At 55.8% G+C, this 17,633-nt stretch carries 13 protein-coding genes; 10 read left to right on the forward strand and 3 right to left on the reverse strand.

From position 1 onward, the window contains the following. Nucleotides 1-247: 247 nt before the first annotated feature. The 7 genes from E2N92_RS00810 to E2N92_RS00840 all read left to right on the forward strand — a co-directional run bounded on the left by E2N92_RS00810 (nucleotide 248) and on the right by E2N92_RS00840 (nucleotide 11,953). Complete coding sequence (locus tag E2N92_RS00810; RefSeq protein ID WP_220681811.1) at nucleotides 248-1,105, forward strand: M48 family metallopeptidase; 858 nt, start codon at nucleotides 248-250, stop codon at nucleotides 1,103-1,105. An 18-nt stretch (nucleotides 1,106-1,123) separates the two neighbouring features. Next, entirely contained in the window at nucleotides 1,124-1,414 is a 291-nt protein-coding gene (locus tag E2N92_RS00815) for a RyR domain-containing protein (RefSeq protein WP_220681812.1), read from the forward strand. Nucleotides 1,415-1,461: 47 nt separating this feature from the next. After that, a complete protein-coding gene (locus tag E2N92_RS00820) occupies nucleotides 1,462-2,538 on the forward strand; it encodes a hypothetical protein (RefSeq protein WP_220681813.1) in 1,077 nt (358 codons plus the stop codon). A 289-nt stretch (nucleotides 2,539-2,827) separates the two neighbouring features. Continuing rightward, complete coding sequence (locus E2N92_RS00825; protein WP_220681814.1) at nucleotides 2,828-4,747, forward strand: protein kinase domain-containing protein; 1,920 nt, start codon at nucleotides 2,828-2,830, stop codon at nucleotides 4,745-4,747. Nucleotides 4,748-5,302: 555 nt separating this feature from the next. Beyond that, the gene (locus E2N92_RS00830; RefSeq protein ID WP_220681815.1) at nucleotides 5,303-7,117 is read left to right on the forward strand and encodes a toll/interleukin-1 receptor domain-containing protein; all 1,815 of its coding nucleotides are present in this window, start codon (nucleotides 5,303-5,305) and stop codon (nucleotides 7,115-7,117) included. Between the two features lie 509 nt (nucleotides 7,118-7,626). Beyond that, nucleotides 7,627-9,141, forward strand: coding sequence for a tetratricopeptide repeat protein (locus tag E2N92_RS00835; RefSeq protein ID WP_220681816.1), 1,515 nt, complete (start codon nucleotides 7,627-7,629; stop codon nucleotides 9,139-9,141). Nucleotides 9,142-9,727: 586 nt separating this feature from the next. Further along, nucleotides 9,728-11,953, forward strand: coding sequence for a tetratricopeptide repeat protein (locus E2N92_RS00840; protein WP_220681817.1), 2,226 nt, complete (start codon nucleotides 9,728-9,730; stop codon nucleotides 11,951-11,953). A gap of 653 nt (nucleotides 11,954-12,606) precedes the next feature. Here E2N92_RS00840 and E2N92_RS00845 read toward each other — a convergent pair. Then, complete coding sequence (locus tag E2N92_RS00845) at nucleotides 12,607-13,047, reverse strand: hypothetical protein (RefSeq protein ID WP_220681818.1); 441 nt, start codon at nucleotides 13,045-13,047, stop codon at nucleotides 12,607-12,609. A 317-nt stretch (nucleotides 13,048-13,364) separates the two neighbouring features. Between E2N92_RS00845 and E2N92_RS00850 the strand changes: the two genes are divergently transcribed. Beyond that, on the forward strand, nucleotides 13,365-14,129 hold the full coding sequence (locus E2N92_RS00850; RefSeq protein WP_220681819.1) for a 4Fe-4S binding protein: 765 nt from the start codon (nucleotides 13,365-13,367) through the stop codon (nucleotides 14,127-14,129). A 68-nt stretch (nucleotides 14,130-14,197) separates the two neighbouring features. Here E2N92_RS00850 and E2N92_RS00855 read toward each other — a convergent pair whose 3' ends face one another. Together E2N92_RS00855 and E2N92_RS00860 are read right to left on the reverse strand one after the other, a co-directional pair. Further along, the gene (locus tag E2N92_RS00855) at nucleotides 14,198-14,803 is read right to left on the reverse strand and encodes a hypothetical protein (RefSeq protein ID WP_220681820.1); all 606 of its coding nucleotides are present in this window, start codon (nucleotides 14,801-14,803) and stop codon (nucleotides 14,198-14,200) included. A 5-nt stretch (nucleotides 14,804-14,808) separates the two neighbouring features. Further along, nucleotides 14,809-15,399: a DUF308 domain-containing protein gene (locus tag E2N92_RS00860; protein ID WP_246589264.1), complete on the reverse strand. Its 591-nt coding sequence runs from the start codon at nucleotides 15,397-15,399 to the stop codon at nucleotides 14,809-14,811. A 407-nt stretch (nucleotides 15,400-15,806) separates the two neighbouring features. Between E2N92_RS00860 and E2N92_RS00865 the strand changes: the two genes are divergently transcribed. After that, nucleotides 15,807-16,601 carry an acetoacetate decarboxylase family protein gene (locus E2N92_RS00865; protein WP_220681821.1) on the forward strand — a complete coding sequence of 265 codons (795 nt, stop codon included), beginning with the start codon at nucleotides 15,807-15,809 and terminating at the stop codon, nucleotides 16,599-16,601. Between the two features lie 14 nt (nucleotides 16,602-16,615). Continuing rightward, entirely contained in the window at nucleotides 16,616-17,446 is an 831-nt protein-coding gene (locus E2N92_RS00870; protein WP_220681822.1) for an SDR family NAD(P)-dependent oxidoreductase, read from the forward strand. The last annotated feature ends 187 nt before the right edge of the window (nucleotides 17,447-17,633 follow it).

Here is a 17,633-nt window from a genome sequence, read left to right on the forward strand (position 1 = left end):
CCGACCCATTCATGGATTCATCGATGCCGACAGAGTACGGGGATCAGTTCCCGAGATCGAGCCCGCACAGCATGGGCAAGGGGGAAAATCTCCCCCTCCAAAAGTACCCGGCACGCACCCGGCCGACCGACGGCCACGAGGAAACCGGATCGACGGGCAGGGTGAAAGGGATCCCTTATCCCGGGTATAAAAGTACTCCAAATACGAATCTGCTATATTTAAAACAATCAATGCCCATCTCTATGCCATGCCCAGAGAGATCATTGCAGGCCTGCACGACGACGAATACGAACATCCCTTCGACCACCAGGCTCTCAGGGCATTGGAGGCGACTCCCGGCCTGAACACCTTCATCACCAAACTCTGGGAGCATGTCGGGGAGAACGCACTCCGGGTGCTGTACACCGGCAATGGCGTCCGGGTCACGCCGCAGAATTTCCCCCACATCCACGAACTCTTCTCCGAGGCCAGAGAGATCCTCAACGTCAACTATGAGATCGACCTCTACATCCAGCAGAACCCGTGGATCAACGCCTGCACCGCCGGCATAGAAAAGCCCGTCATCATCCTCAACACCCAGACGGTCGACGCCCTCACCGACGACGAACTCCTCTATATCATCGGTCACGAGATGGGACACATCAAGAGCCGCCACCTGCTGTACAAACAGACAGCCGACATTCTGCAGGTGATGGGCGGGGTCATCAGCGAGATAACCTTCGGCCTTGGCGACGTCGTCATGACCGGCCTCAAGGTCGCCCTCCTCCACTGGTCCCGGATGACCGAGTTCACCGCCGACCGGGCCGGGCTCCTGGCATGCCAGGACATCAATGTCGCCGCGGGCGCCAGCATGAAGATCGCGGGCGTGCCGTTGAAGTACATGGATCAGGTCAACCCGCGTGACTTCATCAAACAGGCGCGGGACTTTGATGCATACGACTACCAGACGATGAACAGGTTCATCAAAATGTATGTGATGTACAACCCCGCGTTCGAGATGACCCACCCCTGGACGGTGGTCCGGGCCGCCGAACTGATGAAGTGGATCGAGGCAGGGGAGTATCTGGACGTCATGACGAGGAAGACCCGGATGGATCAGGGATGATCCTCGGAGAGAACACCGATGACCTACACCCCTGAACCTATCGACACTGCGGGCATCGAGCTCCCCGAGGAGGTCGACGAGCTGGTGGAACTGCTGGCGCGGCATGTCCATGACACCTGGGCCAGAGGGCGTATGGCAGAGGGATGGCACTATGGCCCTCAGATGGACCTGGAAAAGAGAGTAAGGCCCGACCTGGTGCCCTACAACGATCTTCCTGAGACCGAGAAGGACTACGACCGCAGAACAGCAATAGAAACATTGAAAATGATAATCTCCCTTGGTTATACGATTGAAAAGAAAAAATCGTGATCATTCAAGGTTGAAATGTGTTTATCCTCTTTTTCAGGGTGAAATAGATGAATAGTGTCGAGACGGTGGACCTTTCTCCAGATTCCGACATGCGGGACGACCCCAAAGAGGAGGCACGTCCCGAGCCTCTGGGAAGCGCTCTTGCATATCTTCAGGTGCATCTGTGGGAGCCGTACAACACAGCGGACAAAGAGGCGATCACGAACCAGGAGACCCACAATAGGCTGACCGCCGTCGCGGCGATCGCCGGCACCGCCGCGGTCCTGCTTGCGGCGATTCAGCTCTCGTTTCTCTCTCTGGATATGGGGGAGGCGGTACATCTGCCGCTCTCGATCGAGATCGTCCTGACCCTTCTCACCTTCTTCGCCGTGGTTGCAGGTCTGTGGGGGGCCCACCAGAAGAGCTGGCTTTTAAAGAGACACCAGGCGGAGCGGTACCGGTTCCTGAAATTCCGCGCCTTGATCCCCCCCTCTCTCTGGGGCGATTCGTCGTCGGGTTCTCTGGAGGCCTGGAAGACCTTCGTGAATACGGAGAGCGATGCACTCCACAATCTGGACAGGGAGTCGGTCCACCGGTGGGCCACCGAGGAAGAGGTCCGCCTCTTTCCCTCCGGTCTCACCGGGTGTGGATGTGACGATAGTGCCCTCCGAAACCTGGTGGACTATTACCGGAAAAAACGCCTTTACTATCAGGCGAACGGCTACTTCAAAAAGCGTGCCGAACGGAACGAGAAGATCAATAGGTACACCGAGAAGGTGCCCGAGATCTTCTTCTTCCTTGGCATTGTAGCGGTCTTTTGCCACTTCATCATCGATCTCTTCCTTGTTTCGAGCCATGCGATGCACACGCTCAGCATCGTGATGATCTTCCTGGCGATCGCGTTTCCCGTGCTGGCGGCAGGGCTCCGCACCTATCGCACGGCCCATCAGTTCGGCCGGAGTGCTGCGCTTTACCGCGCCAAATACGGGGCGCTCCTTCAGTATGATCGGAACCTGAGCGACGAGTTAGGGAAAGACGTAATCGATGGGAAAGCGATCTTGCAAATCCTCTGGCAGTGCGAGAATTTCCTCGAAGCCGAACACCGCGAATGGCTGCGCCTCGTGATCGAGGCCGAGTGGTATTAAGAGGGGCGGCATGACGGATGAGATGCCCGTCCATGGGTTCATCAGTCCGGCCGTCGTTCGTCCCGGCGATACCTGTTGATGCGATCACGGGATCCTGGTGAGCGACAGGTTCCCCGATCTTTGTCGCGATGGCAGAGAGGTATTCATTCGACGGGTTTCAGAGCAGTATTCTGGACGTCAAATGTTTCCAGGTTTCCAGTCGGCATTATCTCGTCGGAGAAAAAAAGGCACACTTATATCTGCACTTTCCATATATTCTCATCCATACTATCCTGAACGGTGATCCCTGATGCCCCACGACGTCTTCATCAGTTATTCGACAGTTGACATCAAGGCAGTCGAGGCGATCTGTCACATCCTCGAAGAGCAGAAGATCCGGTGCTGGTACGCCAAGCGAGACGCTGATACCGGTGGTCACTGGGCTGAAGACATCATGGACGCGATCCATGACTGCACCTCCGTGGTCTATCTTATATCGGCAAGTTCCAATGGTTCGAAATTCACCCTGAACGAACTGACCGAAGCGATTACCCTCGACAAGAAGATCTTCCCGGTCAGGATCGAGGACGTGATGCCAAGCAAGGGTGTGAAACTTCTCCTCACCTCAGTCCACTGGATGGATGCGATCTCGCCGCCCTTTGAGGAACACGTCAGCCGCCTTGCGAAGGAGATCCAACAACATCTCATCGCCGTGGAAGCATCGCCTAAGAGGGAGACGACACCCCCCGGCAGGAACGCCGATGAGTGGCTTAAAAAGGGAGAAACGTACCGTAAGCAAAAACAACATATGGGAGCAGTTGAGGTATGTGATCGCCCTGAACTCACTGTCCAATTCGAGCGGACCCGCCTGAACGCTGGCGAATGGACTCGAGCGCAATTGAAGATCACCAACTCCGGCGACGCCCACGCGTTCGAGACGTATGTCATCTTCTCCGAGGATTTCGATACCAAATGGATCAAACCAGTGACAGTGCGGGCCGGGACGACGGCAACTCTGGAGTTCGGCGTCAGGCCCAGGACGAAAGGGGAGATCCCTTTAGAGATATCACTAAACTGCACCGACGAAAACGGGAAAAAATACGATCACCAGCAAGAGTTCTGGATTGAGGTGATCGACGGCTTGCCAGGCATGGGCACGATGCCCCGACCTCCGAGTGAAGGGGAGCCTTTGGTCTCCGAAATCGCCAACCGCTACCATAACTGGACCTACATCGGGAAGGGTGGGTTTGCACGGGTTTACAGGGCGAGAAAAAAGAACGACTTGGATGTGGCTGTCAAGATCCCCATCTCCCTTGACGAAAGCACGGCCCCGGCCTTCCTGAACGAAATCCAGAAGTGGATCTCGCTGGACCATGAAAACATCGTTAAAGTCTATGATTACAATATCCTGCCGGTACCCTACTTTGAAATGGAACTTTGCGACTCTTCCCTCAACGATGTGGACCGACCTATGGTATGCGATGAGGCCGCCTGGATCCTTTTCAACGTCTGTGAAGGGCTCAAATACGCCCATGCTCAGTTCATCCTCCACCAAGATCTCAAACCCCAGAACATCATGCTAAAAAACGGCGTCCCGAAGGTGGCCGACTGGGGCCTGAGTCGGGTTATGGACGTGTTCACTCTTGAGTATACTTCACCTGAACAGATTGGGGAGAAGAAAATGGACACCCGAACTGAAATCTGGCAACTTGGGGTCATCCTGTACGAACTGGTCTGCGGTGACCCTCCCTTCACGGGGAAGACCATGGTAGAGACCGGGATGAAGATCACAACCTCTGAACCGGTCCCGCCCGTCCAGGTCAACCCAGAGACAGCAGGCCTCGAGCTGATCATTCTCAGATGTCTACACAAGGATCCCAACCGCCGCTATCAATCGATCTTCAACCTCCAGCGCGACCTTGCGGGCTACCTGAATATGAACTATGCCGAGTCGCTGAAGTTGAGTATCGACAGAGATGACGTCGGTCGTTCGGCCCAGTACTGCAGCGAACTGATGCTGATCAATCTGATGATCGGAGAGACGGGCGGGGCGTACAGGTATGCAACCGATCTAAGCAATTATGTTCGGGGAGATGTCAGGGAGGGAACACGGGAGTTGACCGATCAGATCAGGTGCTGTCTTGAAGAAGGGGTGACCGAAATCCCATACGAACTGATGGAGAAAGCGAGGGTCATCGACCACAAAGTACAAAATGAATCTTTCGAATAATTCCTGTGATTATATATATAAAATCAGTAATTTTGGTCATAAATCTGTCTGAAGGGATGATTTGACAATGATGGAGAATAGTGGAGAAGAACGGTGCTCTGAAGAAAAAATATTTCATGTAAATAGTATGTGGACGCCATAGAGTGTAATGACCTGGTACTTGCAATCGATCCCGAAACTCGCTTGCCCAAAAAACCGAGAGATCTCACAGCAAGCCTTCTGGGGAGGACTATAGAGGTTTTTCTAAACCTGATGAGGGAAGAGGTGGATCTCCCTCATTGATCCACTTCGCCTCCCTCGCCACCAGAGCGATCCCTGCGCCAAACGATGATCATCTCACTATGAGTTCTGAAGTCACTAGGTTCCGGGTGAACGACAGGTTCCCAGATCTTTCACCGTGAATGCCGGAACTTCACGCCGATAAAATGGCACTCGGACCTCAGGTCTGTTTTTTACCCCAATTTCCAAACACCAGACAACAATCGTCCCTCGAAGAAAAAGAACACGCTTATATTCATATATTCCCCACCGTAAAATCCAGAACGGTGATCCCCGATGCCCCACGACGTCTTCATCAGTTATTCAAGCATTGACAAAGCGGTGGCAGATGCGGTCTGTCACCTTCTCGAAGAGCGGAAGATACGGTGCTGGATCGCACCGCGGGACGTGCCGCCGGGGACGCCCTATGCCCGGGCTCTCGTGGAGGCCATCGGCGACGCAAAGGCGATGGTCCTCATCTTCTCCTCGAATGCCTGCAACTCGGAGCATGTGATGCGGGAGCTCGAGCAGGCATCAAAGAGGCACGTCGTCGTCATTCCGTTCCGCATCGAAGACGCCGTGCCCACCCCCGAGATGGACTATCATATCAGCAGGATCCACTGGATCGATGCTCTGACACCCCCGGTCGAGGATCATATTCACAAACTTGCAGACCATCTTGCCAATACCCTGGGCATAGGGGAGGCGCCTCAGAGCCTGCCGGAGGAGGAAGCAGGGAGACGGGCAGGGAAAAACTACTCCGGTCTCAGGAGGGAGCCCGCAGGAAGTACCGGCCTCACGGGTCAAAGGCCGGTAAAGACATATTATGCTCTTGCCCTCGTGGCGATCGTCCTCCTCGCCGGGGTCGTTGGCCTTGCCATATTCTCGGGAGACACCAATACGAATCCTCCTGATAGCGGTGGCTCAACCGTCACCGCCGGAACGAATGCCGACGCGATCGCCCAGGCAGGTACGACCGACTGGGAGGAGGTGCGGGATCGCGGTCTTGATCTCTTCGCTCAGGGGGATCTTGACGACGCACTGGCACTCTTCAAAGAGCAGGAGCAGATCTGCAGAAAGATCGGGGACAACAAAGGTATTGCAGACTCACTTGGAAACCAGGGACTCACGCTCGCCAGGATGGGCGACCTCGACGGGGCGATGGCACTCTATAAAGGGCAGGAGCGGGTCTGCAGGGAGACTGTCGATAAAGCAGGCCTGGCAAAATCCCTCGGCAACCAGGGATCGATCCTGATGGCCCGGAGCAATCCCGATGGCGCCATGGAACTTTTCCAGACACAGGAACGGTATTCCAGAGAAAGCGGAGACCAGAAATGCCTCGCGCAATCGCTCGACAACCAGGCGCAGATCCTCCTCATGAAAGGCGATCGCAACGGGGCCATGGCGCTCTGCACAGAAGCGGAGGAGATCTGCAGGAACAGCGGAGATAAAGCGGGCCTTGCAGCGTCTCTCGGAACGCAAAGCCTCATAGAATGTACCCGGGGCAACGACGACGACGCACTGGCACTCTGCAAGGAGCAGGAAAAGATCTCCAGGGAGATCGGAGACCGAGAAGAACTCGCGAAATCGCTTGGAAACCAGGCATTCATACTCTGGAAGAAGGAGGATTATGACGGGGCCAGGGCGCTCTGTACCGAACAGGAAAAGATCTGCAGGGAGATTCAGGATGCCAGAGGCCGCGCCAGATCTCTTGGGATCCAGGGTCTCATTCTCCTTTATAGTGGTGAAAACGGTGCATTGCCGCTCTTCAAAGAGCAGGAGCAGATCTGCAGGAATATAGGGGATCCGCAGGGGGAAGCTGATGCTGTTGGAAACCAGGGAGTCGTCCTCCTCAACACCGGCGATCCCGAGGGTGCCATGATCGAGTTCAAAAAGCATGAGCGACTCTGCAAGGATCTCGGATATCAGGAAGGCCTGATGTACTCGCTCTGGAACCAGGCATACCTGATGGCATACGAGCGGGGGGATCCGGGCAATGCCCTGCCGCTCATCGAAGAGGCGTACAGGATCGCATCGTCATGCGGGATGGACACAGAAGCAGAGATGATCCAGATCAAGTGTGAGGAGATCCGGGCTCTGGCCGGAGCGTGAAGTCGGCTCTGGACTCCACCCGGCCATCCTCTCAGATGTGACGGAGGGGGGCGGGCGGACAGGATGCCGCCTTCAGGATTGAAGAAATAGATACAATTTTTTCTGTGCCTCACGTACGATTCAGATCTCAATTATGTTGATCTGTAATTCTTCCAGGGATCTGATCTCCCTTATCGACCCGAAGTACAATTTTCAGGCAAAAACAAACTGAAATCTGTATTCTACACATGGGGGGATCTTTCCGCCCATATCATCTCCAATTTTGTTTCGATTCATTAATATGGACTTTAAAAAATATGTGAATCATATCGGAGCATCACCATGCTACAGACCATCCATAGCAGTACCAGGTTCGCCGGTATAGTGCCGCGGATCCATGATCATCTCAGCCGTCGTGCGAATGATTCCTCAGGACGAGGGAGCATGAGGGAGGCACACGCTGAAAGTCCAATGGGAAAACGGATCGAACCGGAGAGGCACACTCTGGTGCCCGTGATGGAGGGGCGTACATGGTAGCCGGGAAAAGAGGCGAAAGACTCCCGACCATAGGAATGATCCTCTTTGCCGTCATCGTCATGACCGGTGGTGCCGGATGCGTCGGTGCGGCAACCGAAGACAGCGACTGGCAGGAGATTCGCGACCGCGGCGTCGAACTCTATCAAGCAGGCGACTTTGACGGCGCACTCGCGCTCTTCAAGGAACAGGAGCGGGTCTGCAGGGAGAGTGGCGACAAGGAAGGGATAGCAGCCGCACTCGGCAACCAGGGTACTGTTATCCACTCCAAAGGCGATCTTGACGGTGCCCTGGCGCTCTACAACGAGCAGGAACGGATCAGCAGAGAGAATGGATATAATGAGACTCTCGCGGCCGCACTCGGCAGCCAGGGGAACCTCCTCACAGAACGGAGCGATCTTGACGCGGCCATGGCGCTCTACAAAGAACAAGAACAGATCAGCAGGGAAATCGGGAACAAAAAGTACATCGCATATTCCCTTGGCAACCAGGGGATGATCTTGAAGAGCCGGGGCGATCTCGATGGTGCGCTCGCCCTCTATAATGAGCAGAAGCAGATCTGCAGGGAGATCGGGGATGCATTCGGTCTGATGCAGGTTCTCGGGATAGAGGGCAACATCCTCAAAAATAGAGGCGACTATGACGGTGCGCTCGCCCTCTACAAAGAACAGGAGCAGATCTGCAGAGAGATCGGATCGAAGAATGATCTTGCAGCATCCCTTGGAAACCAGGGTGTCATCCTTGCAGAACGGGACGACCTTGACGATGCCCTGGCGCTCTACAGAGAACAGGAGCAGATATACCGGGAAACGGGGGACGAACAAAACCTTGCAACTTCTCTCGGGAACCAGGCAAACATCTTCAAAGCCCAGGGCGACCTCGACAGGGCCATGGAACTCTACAAAGAACAGGAAAAACTCTGCAGAGAGAACGGAGATATGAACAAGGTCTCGGACTCTCTCGGGAACCAGGGGGACGTCCTTTCAGATAAAGGAGATCTTGACGGCGCACTTGATCTTTACAGGGAGCAGGAGCAGATCTCCCGGGAGACAGGGTACAGAGCAGGCCTTGCGGCATCGCTCGGCAACCAGGCAATCCTCATCCTCTCGCAGGGTGATCCCGACGGGGCGATGGCGCTTCACAAAGAAGAAGAACTCATCTACAGGGAGATGGGGGACGAGCAGGGTCTGGCGCACACCTTCGGGAACCAGGCAAAGATTCTCGCTCTGAAGGACGACTTTGACAGCGCTCTGGATCTGTATCGCGAGCAGGAACAGATCTGCAGAAAGATCGGGGACCGGTTCGGCCTTCAGGCATCGCTTGGCAACCAGGGGAAGGTCTACTACAAGATGGGGGACATCGATAAGGCAATGGCTCTTTTCCAAGAACAGGAACAGGTCTGCAGTGAGATCGGTAACTCTAAAGGATTGGAGGACGCCCGTTGGAACCAGGCGTGTTTGATGGTTGAGATCGAGGGGAACGATCTGGAAAAAAACCAAATCTACAATTGAGAAGAATATTCAGGAATCATTCTCAAAATTTGAATAAGTGAAAGTCTGGACTTATCTTATCCAGAGGTTCATTTTTTCCTGCTTTGATCGATCAATCGTCGCAAGTGCCGTATCGCCTCTGTCGTTCACCCGGTACAGGAACCTGCCACTGGTCTTCGCGACACCTGAGGAGAGACCGCGTCCTCCGTCACGTATGGGCCATTCGGCACCTCTTTTCACCGACGTCCTTCGTCATAAGTACATTCCTGGAGAGAGAGAATTCGATGAGATCGTTTCTCTCGAGATGCTCTTCTAAAGAAATCACCCGAAAGCAAAGTTCCCCACTGGATACCGTCTCCATTTTATTTCGATTCATTAATATGGACTTTAAAAAATATGTGAGTAATACGGAGTACCCCCATGCCGCAGATCATCCGTATCGGTCATCGACTTGACGCCTACATGCCGAAAAATCACGATCTCTCTCTCGACGTGTGGACAACTTCGCCGAGCGAGGGAGAATGAAGAAGGCACACGTTGAGAGTCCGATGAGAAAACGGGTCAAACCAGAGAGACGCATTCTGAGATCCATAAGGGAGGGGAGGACATGGTAGCCGGGAAAAGGGGCGCAGGGCTCCTGACCATAGGAACGATCCTCTTCATTGTCATCGTCATGAGTGGTGGCGCTGGCTGCGTCGGCACAGATCAGGGGGTCGGTGCGTCAACTGAGGATGCAGACTGGCATGAGATCCGGACCCGAGGCGTTGCACTCTTTGAGGCAGGCGATCTCGATGAGGCATTAACACTCTTCAAGGAACAGGAGCGGATCTGCAGGGAGAGTGGGGACAGAGAGGGCCTGGCAGCAGCACTCGGGAGTCAGGGGACTGTGTACCTGAAGTGGGGTGACCTTGACGGCGCCATGGAACTCCTCAAGATACAAGAAGAAATGTGCCGGGAACTCGGGCTGATGGACGGCCTGCAGAGATCTCTTGGGAACCAGGCGGGAGTCTGCTATCTTCGAGATGACATCAGCAGTGCCATGAAACTCTTCAAGGAACAGGAAGAGATCTGCCGGGAACTCGGGCTGAAGGACGGTTTGCAGAGATCTCTTGGAAACCAGGGGCTTATCCTCCAAACACAGGGTGACCTCGACGGCGCCATGGAACTCTACCGGGAACAGGGGCAGATCTGCCGGGAACTTGGGCTGAAGGATAATCTGCGGAAATGTCTTGAGAAGAGAGGGACTATCCTCTATCTGCGGGATGACCTTGACGGCGCCATGGAACTCTACCGGGAACAGGAGCAGATCTGCCGGGAACTCGGGCTGAAGGATAATCTGCGGAAATGTCTTGAGAAGAGAGGGACTATTCTCTATCTGCGGGATGACCTTGACGGCGCCATGGAACTCTACCGGGAACAGGAGCAGATCTGCCGAGAACTAGGGGTGATGGACGGCCTGCAGGAAGCTCTCTGGAACCAGGCGAATATATTTCTAGATCGGGGAGATCTTGACAACGCTCTGGATCTCTACAAGGAACAGGAGCAGATCTGCCGGGAAATCGGGCTAAAGGATTCTTTGCAGGCATCCCTTGGGAATCAAGCACTTATCTTGCGGGCTCGTGGTGACCTTGACGGCGCCATGGACCTTCACCGTGAAGAGGAAGAGATCTGCCGGGAACTCGGGTTGAAGACTGACCTACAGAGATCCCTCGCAAATCGGGGATTAATTCTTTATGATAGGGGCGAATTGGACGATGCTATGGGCCTTCTCAGGGAGGAAGAACAGATCTGCTGCGAACGTGGGATGATGGAGAGGCTACAGAGATCTGTGGGGAACCAGGGTGCCATACTCTCTACTCGTGGTGACCTTGACGGCGCCATGGTACTCTACAAGGAACAGGAACGGATCTGCCGGAAAAACGGGTTGAAGGACGAATTACAGAGATCCCTCGGAAACCAGGGGAACATTCTCTCTGCTCGTGGTGACCCTGACGGCGCCATGGAGCTTTACAAGGAAAAGGAGCGGATCTGTCGGGAACTCGGGCTAAGGGATAGCTTGCAGGTAGCCCTTGGATCCCAGGGGATCATTCTCTCTGATCGGGGTGACCCTGACGGCGCCATGGAGTTCTACAGAGAACAGGAACTCATCTGCCGGGAACTGGGGCTGAAAGACTACCTGCAGGGATGCCTCGGAAACCAGGGGATCATCCTCTCTGATCGGGGTGACCTTGACGGCGCCATGGAACTCCACAAAGAGGAGGAACGCATCTGCCGGGAGCTGGGGCTGAAAGACAGCCTACAAACATGCCTTGGAAACCAGGCGAATATCCTCTCTGATCGGGGCGACCTTGACGGCGCCATGGAACTCTATAAGGAACAAGAGCGGATCTGCAGGGAACTCGGCCTGAAGGACAGCCTACAAACATGCCTTGGAAACCAGGGAAATCTCCTCTCTGATCGGGGTGACCTCGATGGCGCCATGGAACTCCACAAAGATGAGGAACGCATCTGCCGGGAACTCGGGTTGAAAGACTCCCTGCAGACATGCCTCGGAAACCAGGGGAACATCATCTATCAGCGGGGTGACCTCGACGGCGCCATGGAACTCTACCGGGAACAGGAACGGATCTGTCGAGAGGTCGGCGCTACCGAAGGACTTTTGTTTGCGCTCTCGAACCAGGCCATTCTACTGGCATTCGACAGGGAAGACCCCGAAAAAGCCCTGCCACTCATCGAGGAGGCGTACAGGACCGCCACATCATGCGGTTTGGAGAGACGGGCAGAGGAGATCCGGCCCAACCTCGAAGAGATCCGCAGGATGGCCGGAGGATGAGGGGGCGAACACCTCTCAATACTTTCTGCCGACCGGAAAAGAGCGGCATTTTTCGGCCATGTGACGTTTTGGTTCTCTTATGAACCGCCTTCGTGATGGTGTGTGATGGGTTCAATCTGGATCCCCCTGGCCTAAATATGAAGATTCAGCACCTCTATATCCTCGTTGAATCTCCTTTTAAGGACTTAAATGGCTGTCTCGTACTGGTTTCTCCGATATCTTTCTCTCGATCAAACACCTCGTACATCTTCTTCCAAAACAGGCCATCTTCAACAAACACAGGCACCCGACAGAGAGAGACCCCGCTGCCTCTCACAAATGCCGGGGGCCGCCAGAATCGCGACGATTTCCTGCGAATTCTCCGGCCTATATACCGGCGCCCCGACAGGTCAGAATGGTTTGATATCTCTCACGCTCATAAGAGCCCTGAAATGGCCTGTAGAATCCACGGATTTTCCGGTATTTCCTGAAGAAACGCCATTCTGCCGGGCACTCCGGATACGCCCGATCTGCCCCCGGATCCGGGGGATCGAGTCCCGACCGGAGGGCGATATGGCCGTATTTCTGTCCGGGTGGGGGGCGATCGGCATCTGGAGAGCCATAAAGTCGGTCCAATGCCGACATTCCCGAAGAAACCAGAAAAAGGGATAGGATTAGAGAACGGGCATCTCGCCCTGCGCCAGGTACTTCTCTGCGGTACTCTCGTACATCCGCTCAAATCCTGCCAGTGCGCCGGTGATCTCCTCGTCCGGGTACCCCGCCCGCAGGTACCAGGCGACGATATGGCCGACGGCCTCGGTATAGGAGAACGGCCGTGCCCACGCTCCAGGGGTTTTTTTCTCCACGGACAGCGTCCGCCCGGTCGGGATGACAAAGTAGCCGGAGGCCCGGTAGGGGGAGGCGTCCTCCCCGTCTGCGGGGCAAACGCAGTGCGCCATCCGGTGGAAGAAGAGACGGCCCGGCCCCTCGCCGTGATGGTGGAGGAGGCCGCAGTGCGGGCACCAGACTGCCACTATGGATTTTTTCCCGGGGATGAGGTAGGCGGGGAGGCAGATCGGCGGGTCGGGGTTTTGTTCGGGGTTCTGAGATGTCATAAGGGAATTATTGATGAGGAATTATTTATGTTGACCTTTACCGATCCCAAACGACAGGATCGAATGCTATTTCATCCCGAAACGTTCAGGTGAGATCCGGAGGGACCATGACAAAAAAGAGGATGAAAGGGGGAAAGATGCAGGATTTTCTTGCCGAACTCGAAGACGACGAGAGCACAATCCTGGGATATGAAGGCGTGTTCCTCTCCGGCCCCGGATCCCCGCAGAGAGACGAGTTCCGAGATCCGGACAGACCGATGTCTCCCCCCTCGGGTTTGAAAGAGCGGGTTCTGTTCTTGATACGAATAATGCCTCACATGAGACGGATCAGAAGGGCCCAGAAGCAGAGCGTCATCTCACTGGACACGAATCCTGAAAACCCCCGGACGATTGCCGATGACGACTTTATCCGGGATCTCGAACTCACCCTGACCGGGATGGGCTTCTCGGAGATCGGCTATGCGAGGGTTTGCGAAGATGAGATCTTCAAACAGAAAGGGATCCTCTATACAAACGCCATCGTGATCACCGCCCCGATGGACAGAGCGAAGATCGATACTGTTCCGAGCATTGATGGTTCGGACACATTTTTTGCATCCTATGCCATGCTCGGGGAGATCGTGAACCGGGTCGCCGATCATCTACGGGCACACGGGTTTGGAGCCCAGGCAGATCCCGCACTGGGCGGGAAAGTGTCGTTCCCGAACCTCGCGGAGAACGCGAAGATCGGTCTTCGCGGGAGGCACGGGCTTCTGATATCGCCACAGAACGGGCCGTGCCAGAGAATTGCGGCAGTCTATACGAGCATCACGAACCTGCCGGTCCGTTCTGAGAACCCGCATCTATGGATCCGTGAGTTCTGCATGACGTGTGGGGAATGCGCCAGACATTGTCCGGGAGGGGCGATCGATCCGGGTTCGAAGAGACGCCGCCCCTTTATCGACGCGAAGAAATGCCACCCGTACTTCGAGGAGCACCATGGCTGCGGGGTGTGCATACGGGTCTGCCCGTTCCACCTGCAGGGGTATGAGACGATCCGTGCAATGGTAAAAGAACGACAAGATTCTGCCGTCATGGAATGAAGAGCGGTCCCCCCCGAGACGAGAAGGATAGAGTCCGATGGGTCGACTCAATTTCGGGGGATGAAAACCTATGATAACTTCAGAAGAATGCCTCCCAGCGCAAAGAGCAGGATCCCGTTGATCACGATAACTCCTGCAATCACCAGACCCGAAACAAGACCCGGCACGAGCATGCTGATCCCGAACGCGATCGCGACGATGTTCAGCACCGTCTGCGTGACCATGAGATTTTTCAGGCCCGGAGGAAGAGGGCCGGCCGGAGGGGTTCCGGTGCCGTGCAGCAGCGGGAAAAACCGTTTTGTCAGGAGGACTCCTCCGCCGACGATGTTCAGGAGCCCGAGGAGGACCCTGAGCAGATCGGTCAGGACTCCCGGGACGATACACGAGACAACGCCCATCGCCGCAAATGCGATCCCGACGGCAATCAGGAACCACGACCGCGTATACTGGCCCATCGGCGTCTCTCCCAGCGCCATCATCTGGATGGCCATGACGACCATCAGCAGACCGAGCTGGCCGTCCGGGGAGAAGGGGATCATCCCCAGGTTTACCGGGAAGAGCAGGAGTCCCAGGAGTACCAGGAGCGTCCCGACCATGATGAGTATGGCGATCGTGAGCGGGAAGGAGACATCCCTGAACAGGCTTGAACGGTCCGTTGGGTTCTCTGACGTCATGGGAATCATCCGGGCGTTGGTGTCTCCTCAGGGGGGTACACCCGATAAACGGTCTGAAGACTCCACGAGAGATAGAAAAAGCCGATGCCGTAGATGATGAGGAGCACTGCGGTCTGCGGATCGGTGGTGATGCCGGGGAAGAGGGTGACAAGCCCCAGGATGACCGACATGAGATACACCAGCGTGCAGGCGACGGTGAGGTGGCGCAAGACCCCTGAGATCTTCATCCAGGTCCTCGCCCTCTCTTCAGGGAGGAACAACTGCAGAAGAAGAGCGGTCCCGCCGAGAGAGAGCATGACGCCGACAAGGACGCGGACGAGCACGGACAGGGTGCCGGGAATGAAACAGGCGACCATCCCGATGATCGCCGTGCAGATCCCGAGGATAACGACCGCCCAGGACCGCCGGAGGTCGCCGAAGGGAGTCTTCCCCATCGTGATGACCTGAAAGGAGACGATGACGAGGAAGAGTCCGTAGGTGCTGTCCGGCGCATAGGGGAGGTCGCCGGTATGGATCCAAAAGAGGAGCAGGCCGAAGAGGAGCATGAAGATGCCAAAGATCAGGATGATGACGACCTCGAGGGAGAGGTCGGACACCGCTCCTGCTGGTGAAGAGGCTTTGTCGTTCTGCTGACCTTCAGGTGCCAGAGGTCTATTCCTCCAGGGACGGATTTGAAAGAGGGCGATGAGATAGGGCTCATCAGTTGAGTTGTTGCACTATCGTACATATGATATTTAAGTGTGCCCATTTTCGGCTCGGGATGGAGGTCTGGAGAATCGGGTATGGACCCCGGCCTCAGGCATATGCGATCGAACATTTTTTGTCGCAGATTTTTGTGGTGTTGAAGGATCCCTGATCCTTCGCCCGCCCCCACCAGTCCTCTCTCCAGGTGTTGTGGTGATGCGAAAAGGATGTTTTCTCCAAGGTCGGAATTCATGGCAGGCCTGATAGAAATCAAACAATATATATCTCATCAGATGAGATCCAGCGGAGAGGGATATTCATGTTCCAACCGCGGAGTGACTTCACGTACCTGATGCCGGTCCATTTTGGGGGCGGCAAGTTTGATCCCGGGACGATCGTCACGCAACGATCGACGGCCCTGACGCTCAGTTATGAGACCGAGAGAGATCTTCTCGAACAGTACATCCCTGAAGGGTTTGAACTCCTGGCCCCTGAGGTGCAGGTGAGTTTCAGCAAATTCACCGAGATCAACTGGATGCAGGGCGGCCAGTACAACCTGATCAATGTGGCGGCGCCGGTCAGGTTCCACGGCGAGAAGGACCAGCTGGACGGTGCGTACACCCTGGTGGTCTGGGAGAACAAGACCGCCCCCATCCTCGGAGGGCGGGAGCAGACGGGTATTCCAAAAATTTATGCAGATATCGAGGACCTGCACATCGTCCGGCCCCATTATGCCACGACGGTCAGCTACGAGGGGAACACCTTCCTCACCCTGGACTTCGAGGCTGCGGGAGCGATCACCGGGGGGGACCTGGACGCCGTGAAAACTCAGATGGCGTCCATGAACACCCTGGGGTGGCGGTATATCCCGAAGGTGGGGGCGCCGGGCGCGGAGTTGAGCCAGTTCGTCCTCTACCCGCAGGGCGTGGAGGTGGAATCGGCACAGGCGGGCGTTGGCAGTCTCCGGTGGACCGAACTGACCCCGATGCAGAACCCTGTCCAGTACTACATCGTCAACAGCCTTGCCGCCCTCCCGGTCAAAAGGGTGACGCAGGCGGTACTGACCGAGGGAAAGGCCGTCCTGCACGCGATGGGTGCGAGGGTCATCGAATGAGAGAGGTGGACCATATGGATGAGTATTACACAGGTAAGATCGCGATCGTCACCGGCGCAAACTCCGGGATCGGGTATGCGGTGAGCGAGGAACTGCTGAAGAGGGGGGCGACCGTCTACATGGCCGGGCGCAACCCGGAAAAGATCGCACGAGCCGCAGAACAACTCTCCGCGTACGGGGAGCGCGTCCGCACGCTCGTCATGGACGTGACAAAGCAGGAACAGGTGCAGAAGGGTATTGAAGAGACGGCGGCGGAGGCCGGCAGACTGGACTTCCTCTTCAACAATGCAGGGGTGGGCGGCACCCTTCCGTTCGAGCAGGTCACCCTGGAGGACTGGAAGACGATCATCGATACCAATCTCTGGAGCGTCATCTACGGCGTCCATTTCGCGGTGCCGATCATGCTCAGGCAGGGGTCGGGCCATGTCGTGAACACCAGTTCGATTGCAGGCATCATCCCGCCTCCGTTCCAGGCGCTCTACTCTCTCACGAAGTACGGGGTGACCGGCATGACCGAGTGCCTGAAGTACGAGTTTGCAGAGAAAGGGCTCCACTTCTCGACCATCTGTCCGGCCAATATCGCGACCGCGATCTTCAACAAGAGCATCGACGGCAAAACCCACGGCGAACTGCGGATCCCGGACGACGCCTATCCTGTGGAGAAAGCGGCGGCTTTCATCCTGGACCGGGTCGCGGAGCAGAAGGGGATCATCATCGTGCCCGAGGACCCGAATACCGATGTCTGGAAGGGGTATGTCCTCGGCGACCGCGAGGTGGAAGAGCGGTTGTTCCAGATGGCGCGTGACCGTCGGGAGGCGTTCGAGAAGGGGGGGACGTATTTCTGAGATCCCGGGATCTCGCCTTTTTTTCCTGGTGACCGCCCCCGGGCGGACCGATGCGCCGGATTCTTCAGGCTCCTTCTCTGCGTTGGGATCGTCTTTCAATTGTTGCCCATATTCGATACGATCGCTGAAATGGCGGTCTGTGGATCCTGTTGTGTCATGCGATAGCGTTGAGAGACGTTCTCGAGAC

This window comes from Methanofollis formosanus (assembly GCF_019633745.1).
Classification (GTDB): domain Archaea; phylum Halobacteriota; class Methanomicrobia; order Methanomicrobiales; family Methanofollaceae; genus Methanofollis; species Methanofollis formosanus.

Bases quoted from the DNA above. Each gene is read 5' to 3' on its own strand.
- E2N92_RS00835 (WP_220681816.1), top strand. From the start codon at position 7,627: ATGGTAGCCGGGAAAAGAGGCGAAAGACTCCCGACCATAGGAATGATC.
- E2N92_RS00810 (WP_220681811.1), top strand. From the start codon at position 248: ATGCCCAGAGAGATCATTGCAGGCCTGCACGACGACGAATACGAACAT.
- E2N92_RS00815 (WP_220681812.1), top strand. From the start codon at position 1,124: ATGACCTACACCCCTGAACCTATCGACACTGCGGGCATCGAGCTCCCC.
- E2N92_RS00825 (WP_220681814.1), top strand. From the start codon at position 2,828: ATGCCCCACGACGTCTTCATCAGTTATTCGACAGTTGACATCAAGGCA.
- E2N92_RS00820 (WP_220681813.1), top strand. From the start codon at position 1,462: ATGAATAGTGTCGAGACGGTGGACCTTTCTCCAGATTCCGACATGCGG.
- E2N92_RS00870 (WP_220681822.1), top strand. From the start codon at position 16,616: ATGGATGAGTATTACACAGGTAAGATCGCGATCGTCACCGGCGCAAAC.
- E2N92_RS00865 (WP_220681821.1), top strand. From the start codon at position 15,807: ATGTTCCAACCGCGGAGTGACTTCACGTACCTGATGCCGGTCCATTTT.
- E2N92_RS00850 (WP_220681819.1), top strand. From the start codon at position 13,365: ATGAGACGGATCAGAAGGGCCCAGAAGCAGAGCGTCATCTCACTGGAC.
- E2N92_RS00845 (WP_220681818.1), bottom strand. From the start codon at position 13,047: ATGACATCTCAGAACCCCGAACAAAACCCCGACCCGCCGATCTGCCTC.
- E2N92_RS00855 (WP_220681820.1), bottom strand. From the start codon at position 14,803: ATGACGTCAGAGAACCCAACGGACCGTTCAAGCCTGTTCAGGGATGTC.
- E2N92_RS00830 (WP_220681815.1), top strand. From the start codon at position 5,303: ATGCCCCACGACGTCTTCATCAGTTATTCAAGCATTGACAAAGCGGTG.
- E2N92_RS00840 (WP_220681817.1), top strand. From the start codon at position 9,728: ATGGTAGCCGGGAAAAGGGGCGCAGGGCTCCTGACCATAGGAACGATC.